General features: G+C 70.8%; 14 protein-coding genes. 8 read left to right on the top strand and 6 right to left on the bottom strand.

The genetic code is table 11. The annotated features are described in order from the left end of the window. Positions 1-247: 247 nt before the first annotated feature. The 4 genes from ACZ7L6_RS01520 to ACZ7L6_RS01505 all read right to left on the bottom strand — a co-directional run bounded on the left by ACZ7L6_RS01520 (position 248) and on the right by ACZ7L6_RS01505 (position 3,635). Complete coding sequence (locus ACZ7L6_RS01520) at positions 248-922, bottom strand: GntR family transcriptional regulator (RefSeq protein WP_471919911.1); 675 nt, start codon at positions 920-922, stop codon at positions 248-250. Positions 923-1,080: 158 nt separating this feature from the next. Then, on the bottom strand, positions 1,081-2,019 hold the full coding sequence (locus ACZ7L6_RS01515; RefSeq protein ID WP_471919910.1) for a beta-ketoacyl-ACP synthase III: 939 nt from the start codon (positions 2,017-2,019) through the stop codon (positions 1,081-1,083). Positions 2,020-2,170: 151 nt separating this feature from the next. Beyond that, positions 2,171-2,323, bottom strand: coding sequence for an MFS transporter small subunit (locus ACZ7L6_RS01510; protein ID WP_471919909.1), 153 nt, complete (start codon positions 2,321-2,323; stop codon positions 2,171-2,173). Next, entirely contained in the window at positions 2,304-3,635 is a 1,332-nt protein-coding gene (locus ACZ7L6_RS01505) for an OFA family MFS transporter (RefSeq protein WP_471919908.1), read from the bottom strand. The genes ACZ7L6_RS01510 and ACZ7L6_RS01505 overlap by 20 nt, the downstream gene beginning before the upstream one ends. Positions 3,636-3,859: 224 nt before the next feature. Here ACZ7L6_RS01505 and ACZ7L6_RS01500 point away from each other — a divergent pair, with 224 nt between their 5' ends. From ACZ7L6_RS01500 to fdhD, 5 genes are read left to right on the top strand one after another with little or no spacing between them, the layout of a single operon-like run. Next, the gene (locus ACZ7L6_RS01500; protein WP_471919907.1) at positions 3,860-4,831 is read left to right on the top strand and encodes a 2-dehydropantoate 2-reductase; all 972 of its coding nucleotides are present in this window, start codon (positions 3,860-3,862) and stop codon (positions 4,829-4,831) included. 10 nt (positions 4,832-4,841) lie between these two features. Beyond that, entirely contained in the window at positions 4,842-6,776 is a 1,935-nt protein-coding gene (locus ACZ7L6_RS01495; RefSeq protein ID WP_471919906.1) for a molybdopterin oxidoreductase family protein, read from the top strand. A 5-nt stretch (positions 6,777-6,781) separates the two neighbouring features. Next, positions 6,782-8,605 carry an NAD(P)H-dependent oxidoreductase subunit E gene (locus ACZ7L6_RS01490; RefSeq protein ID WP_471919905.1) on the top strand — a complete coding sequence of 608 codons (1,824 nt, stop codon included), beginning with the start codon at positions 6,782-6,784 and terminating at the stop codon, positions 8,603-8,605. Next, entirely contained in the window at positions 8,602-9,462 is an 861-nt protein-coding gene (locus tag ACZ7L6_RS01485) for a 2Fe-2S iron-sulfur cluster-binding protein (RefSeq protein ID WP_471919904.1), read from the top strand. Before ACZ7L6_RS01490 ends, ACZ7L6_RS01485 begins: the two co-directional genes overlap by 4 nt. Positions 9,463-9,470: 8 nt before the next feature. Beyond that, the gene (gene fdhD, locus ACZ7L6_RS01480) at positions 9,471-10,334 is read left to right on the top strand and encodes a formate dehydrogenase accessory sulfurtransferase FdhD (RefSeq protein WP_471919903.1); all 864 of its coding nucleotides are present in this window, start codon (positions 9,471-9,473) and stop codon (positions 10,332-10,334) included. A 113-nt stretch (positions 10,335-10,447) separates the two neighbouring features. Here fdhD and ACZ7L6_RS01475 read toward each other — a convergent pair whose 3' ends face one another. Next, a complete protein-coding gene (locus tag ACZ7L6_RS01475) occupies positions 10,448-10,975 on the bottom strand; it encodes an isochorismatase family protein (RefSeq protein ID WP_471919902.1) in 528 nt (175 codons plus the stop codon). Positions 10,976-11,207: 232 nt separating this feature from the next. Between ACZ7L6_RS01475 and ACZ7L6_RS01470 the strand changes: the two genes are divergently transcribed. Then, complete coding sequence (locus ACZ7L6_RS01470) at positions 11,208-13,097, top strand: exo-alpha-sialidase (protein ID WP_471919901.1); 1,890 nt, start codon at positions 11,208-11,210, stop codon at positions 13,095-13,097. Between the two features lie 19 nt (positions 13,098-13,116). After that, a complete protein-coding gene (locus ACZ7L6_RS01465) occupies positions 13,117-14,352 on the top strand; it encodes a DUF4185 domain-containing protein (protein WP_471919900.1) in 1,236 nt (411 codons plus the stop codon). On the opposite strand, the gene ACZ7L6_RS01460 is transcribed toward ACZ7L6_RS01465, so the two are convergent. After that, complete coding sequence (locus ACZ7L6_RS01460) at positions 14,288-15,328, bottom strand: bile acid:sodium symporter family protein (protein ID WP_471919899.1); 1,041 nt, start codon at positions 15,326-15,328, stop codon at positions 14,288-14,290. The two genes, ACZ7L6_RS01465 and ACZ7L6_RS01460, sit on opposite strands and share 65 nt — an antisense overlap. 192 nt (positions 15,329-15,520) lie before the next feature. Between ACZ7L6_RS01460 and ACZ7L6_RS01455 the strand changes: the two genes are divergently transcribed. Further along, positions 15,521-16,399 (top strand): LysR substrate-binding domain-containing protein, encoded by an 879-nt coding sequence (locus tag ACZ7L6_RS01455; RefSeq protein ID WP_471919898.1) that lies wholly within the window; start codon positions 15,521-15,523, stop codon positions 16,397-16,399. The last annotated feature ends 299 nt before the right edge of the window (positions 16,400-16,698 follow it).

The following is a 16,698-nucleotide window of genomic DNA, read 5'->3' as shown; positions in this document are numbered from 1 at the left end:
GCTACCCTTTTGCTGCCGACAGCAGTGCTCAGGGCACGGACATCGCCGACATGACGGAGGCCGAGCGGGGGGCGCAGATCGTCGGTGACATGGATCGTCGCCCGACGACGAGCGGACGCACCCCTTGCCCGTGCCCTACGCGGACCTCCCTGAGTCCGAGAAGGAAGCGGTCGCGGGGCCTGCACGGCTGCGTTGACGAGGTGCCGTTGCTTTCGTGCGGCCTGATCCGCCGGACAGGCCCGCGGCGTCACTTGGCCCGTGCGTGATACGACCGCCGCGTGTGCTCCGTGTGCTCCCGCATCAGCTGGGTGGCGCGCTGTTCGTCGCGGTCCGTGATCGCGGCGATCAGCTCCCGGTGCTCGATCCAGGACTGCCGGCCGCGCTGGCGGGCGACCGGCGTGTAGTACCAGCGCACGCGCCGGTCGACCTGTGCCGCCAGCTCGGCGAGGACCGCGTTGCCGGCCAGTTCCATGATCGTGGCGTGGAAGCGGGCGTTCATGGTGACGGCCCCGTCCACGTCGTCGGCGGCGACGGCCTTCTCGCCCGCCTCGCACAACTCCTCGAGGGCCTTGATGCCCGCGGTGTTCGCATGGGCCGCGGCGAGCCGGGCCGCCTCCGCCTCCAGCAGCGTTCGGACGGTGAGGAGCTGGTCGGCTTCCTCTTCCGTCGGCTCGTGCACGAACGCGCCCTGCGCGGGCCGCAGATCCACCCAGCCCTCGGTGTTCAGCCGCTGCAGCGCCTCACGCACCGGCTGCCGTGACACACCGAGGTGACCTGCCAGTTCGCTCTCGACCAGGTGCTGGCCCGGCTGGAGGGCGCGGGTGGTGATGAGTTCGAGCAGCGCCTCGTAGACACGGTCGCGCAGCGGGCCGGGCCGTTCGAGCTTGGGCACCGCACCCTGCGGCAGTCCTGTCGACAACATCGGTCCCCTCCTGGGCGATCACCGGGCGACTGCGTGGCGTAGCCGACCGTCACGGAAAGCCAGTATCGATTGTCTTTCGTCTACAGTCTACGGCGCACAAAGGCCAGGGGACCGGGGAGTTGGCCACAGGGGTCGGCATCCGTCGGCGGCCTCAGCGTTCAGGGGCAGCGGACGACCTGCCCGGCGTACGACAGGTTTCCGCCGAACCCGAAGAGCAGTACCGGATCGCCGCTGGAGATCCTCCCCTGCTCCACCAGCTTGGAGAACGCGAGCGGAATGCTCGCCGCCGAGGTGTTCCCGGACTCGGAGACATCGCGCGCGACCACCGCGTTGACCGCGCCGAGCTTCTCGGCGAGCGGCTCGATGATGCGCAGGTTGGCCTGGTGCAGGACGACTCCGGCGAGGTCCTCGGGTGCGAGCCCCGCCCGCTCGCATGCCCTGCGCGCGATGGCCGGCAACTGCGTCGTCGCCCAGCGGTAGACGCTCTGCCCCTCCTGCGCGAACCGCGCGGGCTGCCCCTCGATGCGCACCGCGTGCCCCATCTCGGGCACCGAACCCCACAGCACCGGCCCGATGCCGGCGTCCTCGGAGGCCTCCACGACGGCCGCGCCCGCCCCGTCGCCGACCAGCACACAGGTCGTGCGGTCGCCCCAGTCGGTCACGTCGGACATCTTGTCGGCGCCGATCACCAGCGCCCGGGCCGCGGCGCCCGCACGGACGGCGTGGTCGGCGGTCGCCAGGGCGTGGGTGAAGCCCGCGCACACGACGTTGACGTCCATCGCGGCGGGCGAGGGGATGCCGAGCCGGGCCGCGACCCGGGCGGCCATGTTCGGGGAGCGGTCGATGGCGGTGGAGGTCGCGACCAGGACCAGGTCGACGTCACCGGGTGCCAGACCGGCCGCCGCGAGCGCCTTGGCGGCGGCGTGCGCGGCCAGTTCGTCGACCGGCTCGTCGGGCCCGGCGATGTGCCGCGTACGGATGCCCACCCGGCTCCGGATCCACTCGTCACTGGTGTCGACCATGCCCGCCAGGTCCTCGTTGGTGAGCACCTTGGCGGGCTGGTAGTGGCCGACGGCGGCGATGCGCGAGCCGTTCATCGTGGGTGATCCCCCTCGGAGCCTCGGGTAGCGGGATTCACCAGTCTGATCAGTGACTCGCGGGTACGGCGGCACGTGATGCCACAGGAATCGGGCGCCCGTGTTGTCGGCTTCCCTCAGACCCTCGGACGCCCGATCATCTTCCGAACAGCTAGCCGGTGAACAGCTGCGTCGCCTTCTGTACGAGTTCGTAGAGCCCGTAGGCGAGGGGTACCCCCACCCACACCCAGGCGAAGGCGATCAGCCCGCGTCGGCCGGGCGGACCGCTATTGCCACTGCTACTGCTACTGCTGTCGCTGGACATCCGCGGCCTCCTTCTCGTCCGACGCCGGGGCGGGAACGTGATGACGGGGATCGACGGGCCGGACGAGTTCGTTGGCCACGAAGCCGACGGCGAGCAGCCCGATCATGATGAAGAGGGAGAGTATGTACAGGGAGGAGCCGTCCTTGCCCGCTTCCTCCTGCCGGTCGGCGATCCAGTTGACGATCAGCGGCCCGAGGACACCGGCCGTCGACCAGGCGGTGAGCAGCCGCCCGTGGATCGCGCCGACCTGGTAGGTCCCGAAGAGGTCCTTCAGATAGGCGGGGATCGTGGCGAAGCCGCCGCCGTAGAAGGACAGGATCACCAGGGCGCAGAGGATGAACAGCGGCTTCGACGAGTCGCCGGCCAGCGCGATCAGCCCGTACATGAGCGCGCCCACGCCCAGGTACACGCGGTAGATGTTCTTGCGTCCGATCAGGTCCGAGGTGGACGACCAGCCGATGCGGCCCGCCATGTTGGCGGCGGACAGCAGGGCGACGAAGCCGGCGGCGGCCGACGCCGACACCGTTGTCGAGGTGTTCGCGAAGAAGTCCGTGATCATCGGCGCGGCCTTCTCCAGGATGCCGATGCCGGCGGTCACGTTCATGCAGAGCACGATCCACAGGCACCAGAACTGCGGTGTGCGCACGGCGTTGCGGGCGGACACCTGCGGTCCGTCGAAGGCACTGGGCCCGTCGCCGACCGGCTTCTCGGTGCGCGGCACCCGGACCAGCAGCACACCGAGCAGCATGAAGACGGCGTACGACAGCCCGTGCACCAGGAACGCCATCGCGATCCCGGAGCTGTCCGAGCCGAACGACTCCAGCATCTGCGCCGACCAGGGCGAGGCGATGAGCGCGCCGCCGCCGAAGCCCATGATGGCGATGCCGGTGGCCATGCCGGGCCGGTCGGGGAACCACTTGATCAGTGTCGACACCGGCGAGATGTACCCGATGCCGAGGCCGATTCCGCCGACGAAGCCGTAGCCGAGGACGATCAGCCAGTACTGCTCGGTCGCGGCGCCGAGGGCGGAGAGCAGGAAGCCGGACGAGAAGCAGCACAGGGCGACCGTCATGGCCCAGCGCGGCCCGTTGCGCTCCACCAGCGTGCCGCCGAACGCGGCCGACAGTCCGAGCATGACGATGCCGAGCTGGAACGGCAGCGCGCTCTGGGTGCCGCTGAGTCCGAGCGCGGATTCGAGCGGGGGCTTGAACACACTCCAGGCGTAGGCCTGGCCGATGGAGAGGTGGACCGAGAGAGCGGCGGGCGGAACCAGCCAGCGGCTCCACCCCGGGGGTGCGACTGGGGGACTCATGATCCCGAACGGTAGGGAGCGGCACGGCAGTTGAGAAGGCGGCGCGTCGACCGTATGCGATGAACGGTATGCCGGGCGCGACGAACGGTCGAACGCCGTACGTGAAGCCGTGCTCGAACCCTTGCTGAGCCCCCGCCCATACTGTAGACAATATTTCGTCGACAGAATTCGGCACTTCTCAGCCACCTCCGCGGTACTCCCTCGACCGAACGGAGCGTTCCGAAGTGAAAGTTGCAGTCCTCGGCGCCGGTGCCATCGGCGCCTACGTCGGAGCCGCGCTCCACCGCGCGGGCGCCGACGTGCATCTCATCGCCCGTGGACCGCATCTGGCGGCCATGAGGCAGCACGGAGTGCGCGTGCTCAGTCCGCGCGGCGACTTCACCGCCCGCGCCCATGCCACCGACGACCCGGCCGAGGTCGGCCCGGTCGACTATGTCTTCCTGGGTCTGAAGGCCAACTCGTACGCGGCGTGCGGGCCGCTCATCGAGCCCCTTCTGCACGACGGCACGGCGGTCGTGGCCGCCCAGAACGGCATCCCCTGGTGGTACTTCCACCGCCACGGCGGCCCGTACGACGGCCACCGCATCGAGAGTGTGGACCCGGACGGCGCGGTCAGTGCGGTGCTCGCGCCCGAACGGGCCGTCGGCTGTGTCGTCTACGCCGCGACAGAGCTCGAAGGGCCGGGTGTCGTACGGCACTTGGAAGGCACCCGGTTCTCCATCGGCGAACCCGACCGCAGCGTCTCCCAGCGCTGTCTGGGCTTCAGCGAGGCCATGATCGCCGGCGGTCTGAAGTGCCCGGTCGAGCCCGACCTGCGCAACGACATCTGGCTCAAGCTGCTCGGCAACATCTCCTTCAACCCGATCAGCGCGCTGGCCCGCGCCACCATGCGGCAGATGTGCCTGCACGGCGGCACCCGCAAGGTCATCGAAACCATGATGACCGAGACGCTCGCGGTCGCCGAGGCCCTCGGCTGCGAGGTCGGCGTCTCCATCGAGCGCCGGCTCGCGGGCGCCGAACGGGTCGGCGACCACCGCACCTCCACGCTCCAGGACCTGGAGCGCGGCAAGCCGCTCGAACTCGATGTACTCCTCGCTGCGGTCGTCGAGTTGGCGGAGATCACCGGCGTCCAGGTGCCCACCCTGCGCACCGTGCACGCCATCTCGGACCTGCTCGCGCTGAGGAGCGCCGCATGAGGAGTGTCGTATGAGGAAACGCGACCGGAGCCCGAAGACCTACACCCGGCTGACCCATCCGCTCATCCGCGACTCCCGCGACGAGCCCTTCCGGCAGGCGAGCTGGGAGGAGGCCCTGGACCGGGCGGCCCGCGGCCTGGCGCTGGGCCGCGGCGCGTTCGGCATGTTCTCCTGCGCCCGCGCCACCAACGAGATGAACTACGTGGCGCAGAAGTTCGCCCGGGTGGTGATGGGCACCAACAACGTCGACTCCTGCAACAGGACGTGCCACGCCCCGAGCGTCGCCGGGCTGTCGGCCGCCTTCGGATCGGGCGGAGGCACGTCCTCGTACGAGGAGATCGAGCACACCGACGTCATCGTCATGTGGGGCTCCAACGCGCGCTTCGCGCACCCGATCTTCTTCCAGCACGTGCTGAAGGGGATCAGGAACGGCGCCCGCATGTACGCCGTCGATCCGCGCCGCACCTCCACCGCCGAGTGGGCGGAGAGCTGGCTCGGGCTGAACGTCGGCACCGACATCCCGATGGCGCACGCGATCGGCCGGGAGATCATCCACGCGGGCCTGGCGAACGAGGCGTTCATCGAGCGGGCGACCACCGGCTTCGAGGAGTACAAGGCGCTGGTCGAGCCATGGACGCTGTCCCTCGCCGAGAAGGTCACGGGCGTACCGGCAGCGGCGATACGGGAGTTGGCGCACGCCTACGCCCGCGCCGAGCGCGCCCAGCTGTGCTGGACCCTCGGCATCACCGAGCACCACAACGGCACCGACAACGTCCGCGCGCTGATCAACCTGTCCCTGCTGACCGGGCACGTCGGCCGGTACGGCAGCGGACTGCAACCCCTGCGCGGCCAGAACAACGTGCAGGGCGGAGGCGACATGGGCGCGATCCCCAACCGCCTCCCCGGCTTCCAGGACATCCTCGACACGAGCGTTCGCCTGAAGTTCGAGTCGGCCTGGGACACGGTCATCCAGCCGCACTACGGGCTCAACCTCACCGAGATGTTCGAGGCGATGGAGGAGGGCACGCTCAAGGCCGTCTACTGCATCGGCGAGAACCCGGCGCAGTCGGAGGCGGACAGCGAGCAGGCCGTACGGCGCATGCGGCAGCTGGACTTCCTCGTCGTCCAGGACATCTTCCTGACCAAGACGGCCGAGCTGGCGGACGTCGTCCTGCCCGCGACCGCCGGGTGGGCCGAGACCGACGGCACCACCACCAACAGCGAGCGGCGGGTACAGCGGGTACGGCGGGCGGTCACCCCGCCCGGTGAGGCACGCGAGGACATCGACATAATCTGCGAACTGGCCGCACGCCTCGGCCACGAGTGGAAGTACGCCGATGCCGAGGCCGTCTGGAACGAGCTCAGGTCGGTCTCCCCGGACCACTACGGGATGACGTACGAACGCCTGGAGGAGCACCAGGGCATCCAGTGGCCGTGCCCGAGCACCGACGAGCTCGAACCGACCTATCTGCACGGCCGGTTGTGGGAGACGGATCCGGCGAGGCGCGGGATGTCGGCGCCGTTCGGGATCGTCCAGCACGATCCGCCGGTCGACCTCACCGACGAGGAGTACCCGATCCGGCTCACCACGGGACGGCGGCTCGACTCCTACAACACCGGGGTGCAGAGCGGGAGTTTCGCCTCCCCGCTGCGGCGCGGCGAGTACGTCGAGCTGTGCCCGGAGGACGCCGAGCGGTACGGGGTCGTGGTCGGCGAGGAGGTCCAGGTGACCTCGCGGCGCGGTTCGGTCGTCGCGCCGGTGTGGATCGACACGGCGCTGCGGCCCGGGCTCGCCTTCATGACCATGCACTTTCCCGACGAGGTGGACACCAACCAGCTGACGATCGAGGCGAACTGCCCGATCGCGGGGACGGCGGAGTTCAAGGCGTCGGCGATCCGGATCGAGAAGCTCCCCGTCGCGACCGTAGTGACGAACGTGAGGTGACGTAAGTGGACCTGCACTTCGGCGACAGCAAACCGACGGACGACGAACGGGCGGCCGTCGACGCCCTGCTCGGCCCGCCCGAGTCCTCCTGGGAGGGCGCCGACCGCTCCGACGCCGACCTCAGGTGGGCCCGAGGCGGACGCGAGGCCCGCGACCGCCGCGACCTGCTGCTGCCGGGGCTGCACGCGATCCACGACCGGATCGGCTGGATCAGCGAGGGCGCCCTCGACTACCTGTGTCGGCGGCTGACCGTGCCGCCGGCGGAGGCGTACGGCGTCGCCACCTTCTACGCCATGTTCTCGGTCAAGCCACGGCCCGCCACCGTGCTCCACGTCTGCACGGACCTCGCGTGCGCGGCGGCCGGCGCGAGCGAGCTGTGTGCCGGTATCGAGGCGCGGCTCGGGCTCGGGAGCGGTGTGTCGGTCGAGCGCAGTCCCTGTCTGGGTCTGTGCGAGCGGGCTCCGGCGGCGCTCGCGATCAAGGCCGGGGACCCGGTGCGTACGGCGGTCTCGGCGCCGGCCACCGTGCACGACGCCGTGCTCGCCGCGAGCGCTCCGGACTCGGCGCCCGAGGAGCCACCGGCCGCGACGACCGTACCGCAGGCAGGGGACCCCGCGCTGACCCTGCTGCGGCGCGTAGGAGTCGTCGACCCGTCGTCGCTGGACGACTACCGCGCCCACGGCGGCTACACCGCCCTGCGCCGGGCCTTCGCGCTGGGTCCTGCCGGAGTCATCCGCGAGGTCACCGACTCCGGCCTGGTCGGGCGTGGCGGCGCCGCCTTCCCCACCGGCCGCAAATGGCAGGCGACGGCGTCCCAGCCCGACCATCCGCACTACCTCGTCTGCAACGCCGACGAATCCGAGCCGGGCACCTTCAAGGACCGCGTGATCATGGAGGGCGACCCGTACGCGCTGGTGGAGGCGATGACGATCGCGGCGTACGCGACGGGCGCCCACAAGGGATACCTGTACCTGCGCGGCGAGTACCCCCGTGCCCTGCGCCGCTTGGAGCACGCGATCGCGCAGGCACGCGCGCGTGGACTGCTGGGGGACGACATCCTCGGGCAGGGCTACGCCTTCGACATCGAGATCCGGCGGGGTGCGGGGGCGTACATCTGCGGTGAGGAGACGGCCCTCTTCAACTCCATCGAGGGCTACCGGGGCGAGCCGCGCTCGAAGCCGCCGTTCCCCGTGGAGAAGGGGCTGTTCGGCAAACCGACGGTGGAGAACAACGTCGAGACGCTGGTCAACGTGCTGCCGATCCTGACCATGGGCGCACCCGCGTACGCGGCGATCGGCACCGCGAAGTCCACCGGGCCGAAGTTGTTCTGTGTCTCCGGGAGTGTGGAGCGGCCCGGCATCTACGAGCTGCCCTTCGGCGCCACGCTCGGCGAGCTGCTGGAGCTGGCCGGGGTGCGCGAGGGGCTGCGGGCGGTGCTGCTGGGCGGTGCGGCCGGCGGCTTCGTACGGGCCGACGAGCTGGACATCCCGCTCACCTTCGAGGGCACGCGGGATGCGGGCACCACGCTCGGCTCCGGCGTGGTCATGGCCTTCGACGACACGGTCCCGCTGCCCCGGCTGCTGCTGCGCATCGCCGAGTTCTTCCGCGACGAGTCGTGCGGACAGTGCGTGCCCTGCCGGGTCGGGACCGTGCGACAGGAGGAGGCGCTGCACCGGATCGTGGAGCGCACGGGTGCGGCGGCCGCCGACGACATCGCCCTGCTCAGGGAGGTCGGCCGCGCGATGCGGGACGCCTCGATCTGCGGTCTGGGGCAGACCGCGTGGAACGCCGTGGAATCCGCCATCGACCGTCTGGGGGCGTACGAATGACCGTGACACCGCTGGGGATCCCGCGCCGGCTGCTGGAGTTCACCGTCGACGGCGAGGAGGCGAGGGTCCCGGAGGGCTCGACCATCCTCGACGCCTGCCGGGCAGCCGGAAAGGACATCCCGACCCTGTGCCAGGGGGACACGCTGCGGCCCAAGAACGCCTGCCGGGTCTGCGTCGTCGAGGTCGAGGGGTCCCGCACCCTGGTGCCGGCGTGCTCCCGCAAGGCCGAGCCGGGCATGGTCGTCAAGACCAGTACGGAGCGCGCCCGGCACAGCCGGAAGATCGTCCTGGAGCTGCTGGCGTCCTCGGTCGACTTGTCGACCACCCCGCGGGTCGCCGACTGGATCAAGGAGTACGAGGCGAAACCGGACCGCTTCGGCCCCGACGCGGCCCGCCTCAACGAGGAACCGAAGGTCGACAACGACCTGTATGTGCGCGACTACGACAAGTGCATCCTCTGTTACCAGTGCGTCGACGCCTGCGGCGACCAGTGGCAGAACACGTTCGCGATCTCGGTCGCCGGACGCGGCTTCGACGCGCGGATCGCGGTGGAGCACGACGCTCCGCTGACCGATTCGGCGTGCGTGTACTGCGGGAACTGCATCGAGGTGTGCCCGACGGGGGCGCTGTCCTTCAAGTCCGAGTTCGACATGCGGGCGGCCGGCACGTGGGACGAGTCCCAGCAGACCGAGACGACCACCGTGTGCGCGTACTGCGGTGTGGGCTGCAACCTCACGCTCCACGTGCAGGACAATGAGATCGTGAAGGTCACGTCACCGCACGACAACCCGGTGACCCACGGCAACCTCTGCATCAAGGGCCGCTTCGGCTACCAGCACGTACAGAACCGGGACTGAGACACGACATGGGACGAGTCACGGAACGACGCAAGGTGATCCGCATCAGGGACGGCGCCGTCTCCAGCCGCCCGGACACCCTGGTCGCCGAGGAACCGCTGGAGATCCGGCTGAACGGCAAGCCGCTCGCGATCACCATGCGCACCCCGGGCGACGACTTCGCGCTGGCCGCGGGGTTCCTGGTCAGCGAGGGCGTGCTGGGCGGGCAGGACGACCTGCAGAACATCGTGTACTGCGCGGGCGCCACCGTGGACGGATCCAACACGTACAACGTGGTCGATGTGAAGACCGCGCCGGGCGTGGCCATCCCCGACATCACCCTCGAGCGGAACGTCTACACGACCTCGTCCTGCGGCCTGTGCGGCAAGGCGAGCCTCGACGCCGTGCGTACGACGGCCCGGTGGCCCATCGACGACACACACGGCGGCGACACTCCCCCGGTCCGGCTCGACCCCGGCCTGCTCGCGGGCCTCCCCGACCGGCTCCGCGCGGCCCAGCGGGTCTTCGACAGGACCGGGGGCCTGCACGCGGCGGCCCTGTTCACCGAGGACGGCGAACTGCTCGACATACGCGAGGACGTGGGCCGGCACAACGCGGTGGACAAGCTGGTCGGGCGTGCGCTGCAGAACGGCGACCTGCCGCTGTCCCGGACCGTCCTGCTGGTCTCGGGACGGGCCAGCTTCGAGCTCGCGCAGAAAGCGGTCATGGCCGGGATTCCGGTACTGGCGGCCGTCTCCGCCCCGTCGTCGCTGGCGGTGGACCTGGCCGCGGAGACGGGGCTGACGCTGGTGGGCTTCCTGCGGGGCAGTTCCATGAACGTGTACGCGGGCGAACACCGGCTCGCCCTGCGGACCGCGGCCGCCCAGGCCTGACCGGCTCCCCGCGACACGGCGGCGGGGCCCCGAACCGGCGGGGAGCGCCCCCTGCGCCGTAAAGGGGCCCCGCTGTTTTCCCGCTGTGCGGTGGTGGGGTCGGGCCGGCCGAGTCAGCCGGCCGAGAAGGTCACCGCCGCGGCCTGCACCACCGAGCCCAGTCTCGGGAAGTCGAGCCGGACCGACGCCTCGTGCTCTGCCGCCGTGAACGCGGTCATCGCGTCCTCGACGAAGACCAGGTCGTAGCCGAGGTCGGCGGCCGCGCGGGCCGTCGACTCGACGCCGAGGTTGGTGGCGATACCGCCGAACACCAGGGTGGTGACGCCCCGTTCGCGGAGGCGGTCGTCGAGTCCTGTGTCCTGGAAGCCGCCGATCGTCCGCTTCACGATCTCGATGTCGCCGTCCTTGTACAGCCCTGCCGCCAGCCCGCTGCCGGGCGGCTGCTCGGTGACACCTCGGCGTTCGACACGGACGAGGACGACGGGCGCTCCCGCGGAGCGGAAGGTGGCGGCCAACTCCTCGCAGGTCACGAGGACTTCGGTGCCCTTCCGGGGCTCCAGGGGCAGCGCGACGATGCGGTCCATCAGATCGACCAGTACGAGGGCGGTGCGGGCGGATTCGAGCGCGAGTGGTGCGGTCATGACGGAACGTTATCCGCCGTCGGCGCTGTGTACCGGAATTCCGGATCAACGGGTAAGTCCGTCATTGGTTCCCGAAAAGAAAGTGGTACTCCATCCGTGATGTGACACGTGCACGGTTCTTGTGATGCGTACGACACCCCAACTAACGTCTGTGCTGCGCACTTTGGACGTGGGATGTCCGAATGTTCAGATGCCTGGACCTGTGACCAGACGATGAAGGGCGGGCCGCACCATGCCTTCAAGAGTTCGCGCACGTCTCAGAGCTGTTCTCGTTGCGGCCGTCGCCACTTCGGCGACGGCCGCGGCATTGACTCCGGCGAGTCCGGCGCAGCCCCAACCGAGCGCCCGGACACCGCTGTTCGAGCAGCAGGTCCTGTTCCGGGCCGACCAGGAGACCGGCTACGCCTGCTTCCGCATCCCGGCGATCGTGAAGACCAAGGACGGCACGCTGCTGGCGTTCGCCGAGGGGCGGGTGCTGAACTGCGGTGACGCCGCCGACATCGACATCGTGCTGAAGCGGTCCACCGACGGCGGCCGCACCTGGGGCCCGCTCCAGGTCGTCAACGAGGGCGACGGCGACACGCACGGCAACCCGGCGCCGATCGTGGACCGGGAGACCGGCCGCATTCTGCTGGCGGAGACGTACAACACGGGCCGTACGGACGCGGGCAGTTGCTCGGTGCCGTGTGACCGCACTCCTCATCTGCAGTACAGCGACGACGACGGCCGGACCTGGTCCGAGCCGCGCGATCTGAGCGACGAGATACTGCCGGCGGACTGGAACTCCTGGTACGCCACCGGTCCCGTGCACGGCATCCAGCTCACCAAGGGCAAGCACGCCGGACGTCTGGTCTTCGGCGTCAACACCGAGACGTGGGACGGCAGTCGGGTGACCGCCAACCACGCCGCGCTCATCGTCAGCGACGACGGCGGCGACAGCTGGCGGGCCGGCGCCACCGACTCCTGGCCCATCGCCGCCGCCGACGGCACCTTCCGGCAGAAGCCGTCCGAGGTGACGCTCACCGAGCGCGCGGACGGCACGATCCTCATCAGCGGCCGGGAACAGGACGGCACGGACCTCGGCCACCGCTCCCAGACGTACAGCCGCGACGGCGGCGACAGCTTCACCGGCCCGTTCCGTGGCCTGCCGGGCCTCTACACGCCCCAGGTGCAGGGCGCCACGCTGCGCATGGGCAACCGGATACTGCTGTCCGCCCCCGCCGACCCCGACCGCCGCCGGACCATGATGGTCCGCTCCTCCTACGACAGCGGTGACAGCTGGGAGAGCGTGGACCGCGGCAGGGTCGTCACCACGGACTGGTCGGGCTACTCCGACATGGTGGGCATCGACGCGTCCACGGTGGGCCTGATGTACGAGGGCGGCGCCGTCGACGCACGCGACGAGATCCGCTTCGTCCGCTTCAACGAGGCCTGGCTCGGACCGCGCCGCGCCCCCGACCCCACCACCCCCGACCTCGCCCCCAGCGCCCCCCGGGCGACCGTCCTCGGCGGCGCGCGCACGACGGACGGCGTGTTCGGCAACGCCCTGGAGTTCGACGGCACGGACGACGCCGTACGCCTGCCGTACCGCTCCCGACTCCCGCTCGGCACAGGCGATTTCACGGCATCGCTGTTCTTCCGCTACTCCGCCGCCTCCGGCGAGCAGCCGTTCCTGTGGATGGGCGGGATCGGCAGCACCCAGCCCCAGATCTGGCTGCGCGGCGAGCCGGACAACGACCGGGTGCGCGCCCTGATCACCACCCGGGAGGGATTCCGGACCGTGCGCACCGCGTCCGTGTGGTTCAACGGCGCCCGCAACGACGGGCAGTGGCACCATCTCGCGCTGCGGCGGGGCGGCGGGCAGCTGACGCTCTTCCTGGACGGTGAGGCGGTCAGCACCGCGGACGTGGCCGGCTCGGTCAGCCGCAACTCGCCGTTCGGTGTGCACGTCGGCCAGCGCATGGACAGCCGGGCCTTCCTCACCGGCGCGATCGACGACGTCCATGTGTGGAACCGGGCGCTCGGTGACGCCGAGGTCAAGGCCGCGGCACAGGTCACCGACCGTAAGAGTTCGGCCACCGGCGACACCGTCCTGTGGCTGCCCATGGACCGGGTGCGCTGAGGCCACTAACGTCCCTGGCGTGCCCGACGACGCACGAGCACGGCAGCGCACCGGAACCGGCCTGGGACTCCTGCTGGCCCTGGTGCTCGCGGCCGTGCTGCTCACCGCCCTCCCGGACGACGGCGAACGGGAGGGCGGTGACGCGTGTGCACCGCAGAGGGTCGCGTCCTGGTCGGCCGACGCCGGTCTCACGGCCGAGTTCGCCCGCTACGGCGACGACCCCGCCCGCAGCGACGACTGGACCGGCGGCGACGGCACCCACTCGGTGCGGCTGCCCGACGGCCGGCTCCTGTGGCTGTTCTCGGACACCTACCTGGGCCGGGTGCACGCCCCGCCCAACCCTTACGGCGAGTCCTACACCTGGCGGGAGGCGACCGCTCCCCTCGTGCGCAACTCGGCGGTCGTCATGCGCGACGGACGCCTGGAGAGCACCCTGCCCGCCCCGCTCTTTCCCGACCCCGCCCCGGGCCAGTGGCGCTGGCCGGTCGCGGCCCGCGTCGAGCCCCGCTCCCCCGGCTCGTCCGAGCAGGTCGTCCGGGTGCTGCTGTGGGTGCGCACGGCCGGGCAGTCCCCCTGGATCTACGGCGTGCCCACCGCCACCGAGGTCGCCACGCTCTCGCTGCCCGAGCTGCGGGTCGAGTCGGTGGTGAAGGTCCTCGACCAGCAGCTGGTGCCCGATCCCTCCCGGCGGGTCCTGTTCGGCACGACGCTGGTCGAGGAGGGCGGCTGGACGTACGTCTTCGGAGGCGACGACCGGCAGGCCGCGTCCCGGCCGGCCTCACAGGCGTATGTCGCGCGGGTGCCGCGAGGCAGGCTCGCCGAGCCGGGCGCCTGGCAGTACTGGAACGGCTCCGCGTGGGCCCGGGCGGGTTCCCGGCCGCGTGCGGTGCTGGGAGACGGACAGCGCACCGGGGTGGGCAGCGCGTTCTCGGTGGCCCGGGTGCGGGGGACGTACGTGCTGTTCACGATGGCCGCGGGGACCGAGGGGCTGACGACCGTGACGTCGTACTGGGCCTGCTCCCCCACCGGTCCCTGGCACGGGCCGACGAAGGACTTCAGCCCGTCGCTGCCGCAGGGCGGGCAGGTCGCCGCCTACAACCCGCAGACCCACCCCGAGCTGAGCGACGGCGGACGCCTAGTCCTGAGCTACGACGTCAACTGGCTGGAGACGGCCGGCGCCGCGACGCAGCTCAACAGGAACGTGTCCCTGTACCGACCGCGGTTCGTGACGCTGCGGCTGACGCCGGCGAAGTGACCGGCTCCGAGGCGCCTCCTTCGGCGTCGCGGGCCTCGGCGTCGTGGGAGCGGCGCTTGGCGATGACCGCGCACACCATCAGCTGCATCTGGTGGAAGAGCATCAGCGGCAGCACGGCCAGCGAGGCGTGCGCGCCGAACAGGACGCTCGCCATGGGCAGGCCGGAGGCCAGGGACTTCTTCGACCCGGCGAACTGGATCGCGATGCGGTCCTCGCGGCCGAAGCGCAGCGCCTTGGCGCCGTACCAGGTCAGGGCGAGCATCACGGCCAGCAGCACGGCCTCCACGGCGAGCAGCCCGGCCAGGCGGGCCGGGCTCACCTGGTGCCAGATGCCCTGGACCATGCCCTCGCTGAACGCGGTGTAGACGACCAGCAGGATCGAACCGCGGTCCACGAGCCCGAGGACCTTCTTGTGCCGGGCGACGAAGGCGCCGATCCAGCGGCGCAGCATCTGCCCGGCAAGGAACGGCACCAGCAACTGCAGCACGATCTTCAGCACCGAGTCGGCGGAGAAGCCGCCCCCGCTGCCGCCCAGCAGGGAGGCGGCGAGCAGCGGGGTGACGACGATGCCGACGAGCGAGGAGAAGGAGCCCGCGCAGATCGCGGCGGGCACGTTGCCGCGGGCCATCGAGGTGAAGGCGATCGACGACTGGATGGTCGACGGGACGAGGGTGAGGAAGAGCAGGCCCTGGTAGAGGGGGTGCGTCAGGAGCACCGGGACCAGGCCGCGGGCGGCCAGGCCGAGCAGCGGGAAGACGAGGAAGGTGCAGGCCAGGACCGTGACGTGGAGCCGCCAGTGCTTCAGCCCGTCCACCGCCTCACGGGTGGACAGCCGGGCGCCGTAGAGGAAGAACAGGAAGGCGATCGCGGCCGTGGAGGCACCGGAGGCCACGTCGGAGGCCGTCCCGCGGGCCGGGAAGAGGGCGGCGAGGCCCACGGTCCCGAGCAGCAGCAGGATGTACGGGTCGATCGGCATCCAACGGGGCCATTGCAGGCGTTTCACTGTGCTCCACTACTTCGCTGTCGTACTCGGCTGTCGCTTCGCTGAACGTCGGGTTACCGGCACGGACGTGCCCTCTCCATCGTCCTCCGGCGACCAGCGATCGGGAATCCGGCATACCACTCTGACTGTCATCACGTTTCGCGATAACGGGACTAGGCTGGCGGCGTGTACGACCCTTCCCATCTGCGTACGTTCCTGGCGGTGGCCCAGACGCTGAGCTTCACGCAGGCCGCGCGGCGTCTCGGCCTGCGCCAGTCGACCGTCAGCCAGCACGTGCGGCGTCTGGAGGACGCCACCGGGCGGCCGCTGTTCAGCCGGGACACCCACTCCGTGGAGCTGACCGAGGACGGCGAGGCGATGCTCGGCTTCGCCCGCCGGATCCTGGAGGTGCACGAGCAGGCTACGGCGTTCTTCACGGGCACCCGCCTGCGCGGCCGGCTCCGCTTCGGCGCGTCCGAGGACTTCGTCCTGACCCGGCTGCCGGAGATCCTGGAGGGCTTCCGCTACGACCACCCCGAGGTCGACCTGGAGCTGACGGTCGAGCTCTCGGGGACCCTGCACGAGCAGCTGGCCGCCGGAAAGCTCGACCTGGTGCTGGCCAAGCGGCGACCCGAGGACCCGCGGGGCGAGCTGGTGTGGCACGACCGGCTGGTGTGGATCGGCGCGGAGAGGCTCCGCCTGGAGGCGGACCGTCCGGTGCCGTTGATCGTGTATCCGCCGCCGGGGATCACGCGGGCGCTTGCACTGGAGGCACTGGAGCGGCAGGGGCGTGAGTGGCGGATCGTGTGCACGAGCGGCAGTCTCAACGGGCTGATCGCGGCGGCGCGGGCAGGGCTGGGGGTGATGGCGCACTCGCGGGGGCTCATTCCACCGGGGCTGGCGCGGGTGCCCGAGCGGTTCGGGCTGCCGGAACTCGGGCGGGTCGACTTCGTGCTGGTGCACGGGCGGCGCCATACGGCCGCGCAGGGGGCGGCGGACGCGTTGGCGGGGGCGATTCTGGCAGGGGGCGACCGACTGCACCGGCGCCAGGCGCTCCGCGGGTAGTGCCGAGGGCGCCTCGCGGGGTGCCACGGAAGGCCGTCGGGCGTCTGGGGGCTTCTTGTGGCTGCTCGCGCCCACGCGGCGGAGCCGCATGTGTCACAGCCCCGCGCCCCGCAGGGGCGCTGCTCACCCTCGTCGGGAAGCCGTCCGCGGGGCCGACCGGAGTGACGGATTCGGTCACGCGGACGCTGACAGAAGAGACGATGGCACGCCGAGGATGACATGATCGACAGGGTCCGCGGCGCGTAATCGGGTCGTACAGATTCGGTGGAGATTACGGGTCCGAAACTTACTCAACCGTC

Source organism: Streptomyces sp. NPDC107522 (assembly GCF_055657525.1).
Note: the sequence above shows the minus strand (reverse complement) of the source record. Positions and strands in the feature narration are given on the sequence as shown.

Excerpts from the sequence above, each read along its gene's own strand:
- ACZ7L6_RS01485 (WP_471919904.1), top strand. The coding sequence starts at position 8,602 with ATGACCGTGACACCGCTGGGGATCCCGCGCCGGCTGCTGGAGTTCACC.
- ACZ7L6_RS01515 (WP_471919910.1), bottom strand. The coding sequence starts at position 2,019 with ATGAACGGCTCGCGCATCGCCGCCGTCGGCCACTACCAGCCCGCCAAG.
- ACZ7L6_RS01510 (WP_471919909.1), bottom strand. The coding sequence starts at position 2,323 with ATGTCCAGCGACAGCAGTAGCAGTAGCAGTGGCAATAGCGGTCCGCCC.
- ACZ7L6_RS01475 (WP_471919902.1), bottom strand. The coding sequence starts at position 10,975 with ATGACCGCACCACTCGCGCTCGAATCCGCCCGCACCGCCCTCGTACTG.
- ACZ7L6_RS01495 (WP_471919906.1), top strand. The coding sequence starts at position 4,842 with ATGAGGAAACGCGACCGGAGCCCGAAGACCTACACCCGGCTGACCCAT.
- ACZ7L6_RS01505 (WP_471919908.1), bottom strand. The coding sequence starts at position 3,635 with ATGAGTCCCCCAGTCGCACCCCCGGGGTGGAGCCGCTGGCTGGTTCCG.
- fdhD (WP_471919903.1), top strand. The coding sequence starts at position 9,471 with ATGGGACGAGTCACGGAACGACGCAAGGTGATCCGCATCAGGGACGGC.
- ACZ7L6_RS01470 (WP_471919901.1), top strand. The coding sequence starts at position 11,208 with ATGCCTTCAAGAGTTCGCGCACGTCTCAGAGCTGTTCTCGTTGCGGCC.
- ACZ7L6_RS01520 (WP_471919911.1), bottom strand. The coding sequence starts at position 922 with ATGTTGTCGACAGGACTGCCGCAGGGTGCGGTGCCCAAGCTCGAACGG.
- ACZ7L6_RS01460 (WP_471919899.1), bottom strand. The coding sequence starts at position 15,328 with ATGCCGATCGACCCGTACATCCTGCTGCTGCTCGGGACCGTGGGCCTC.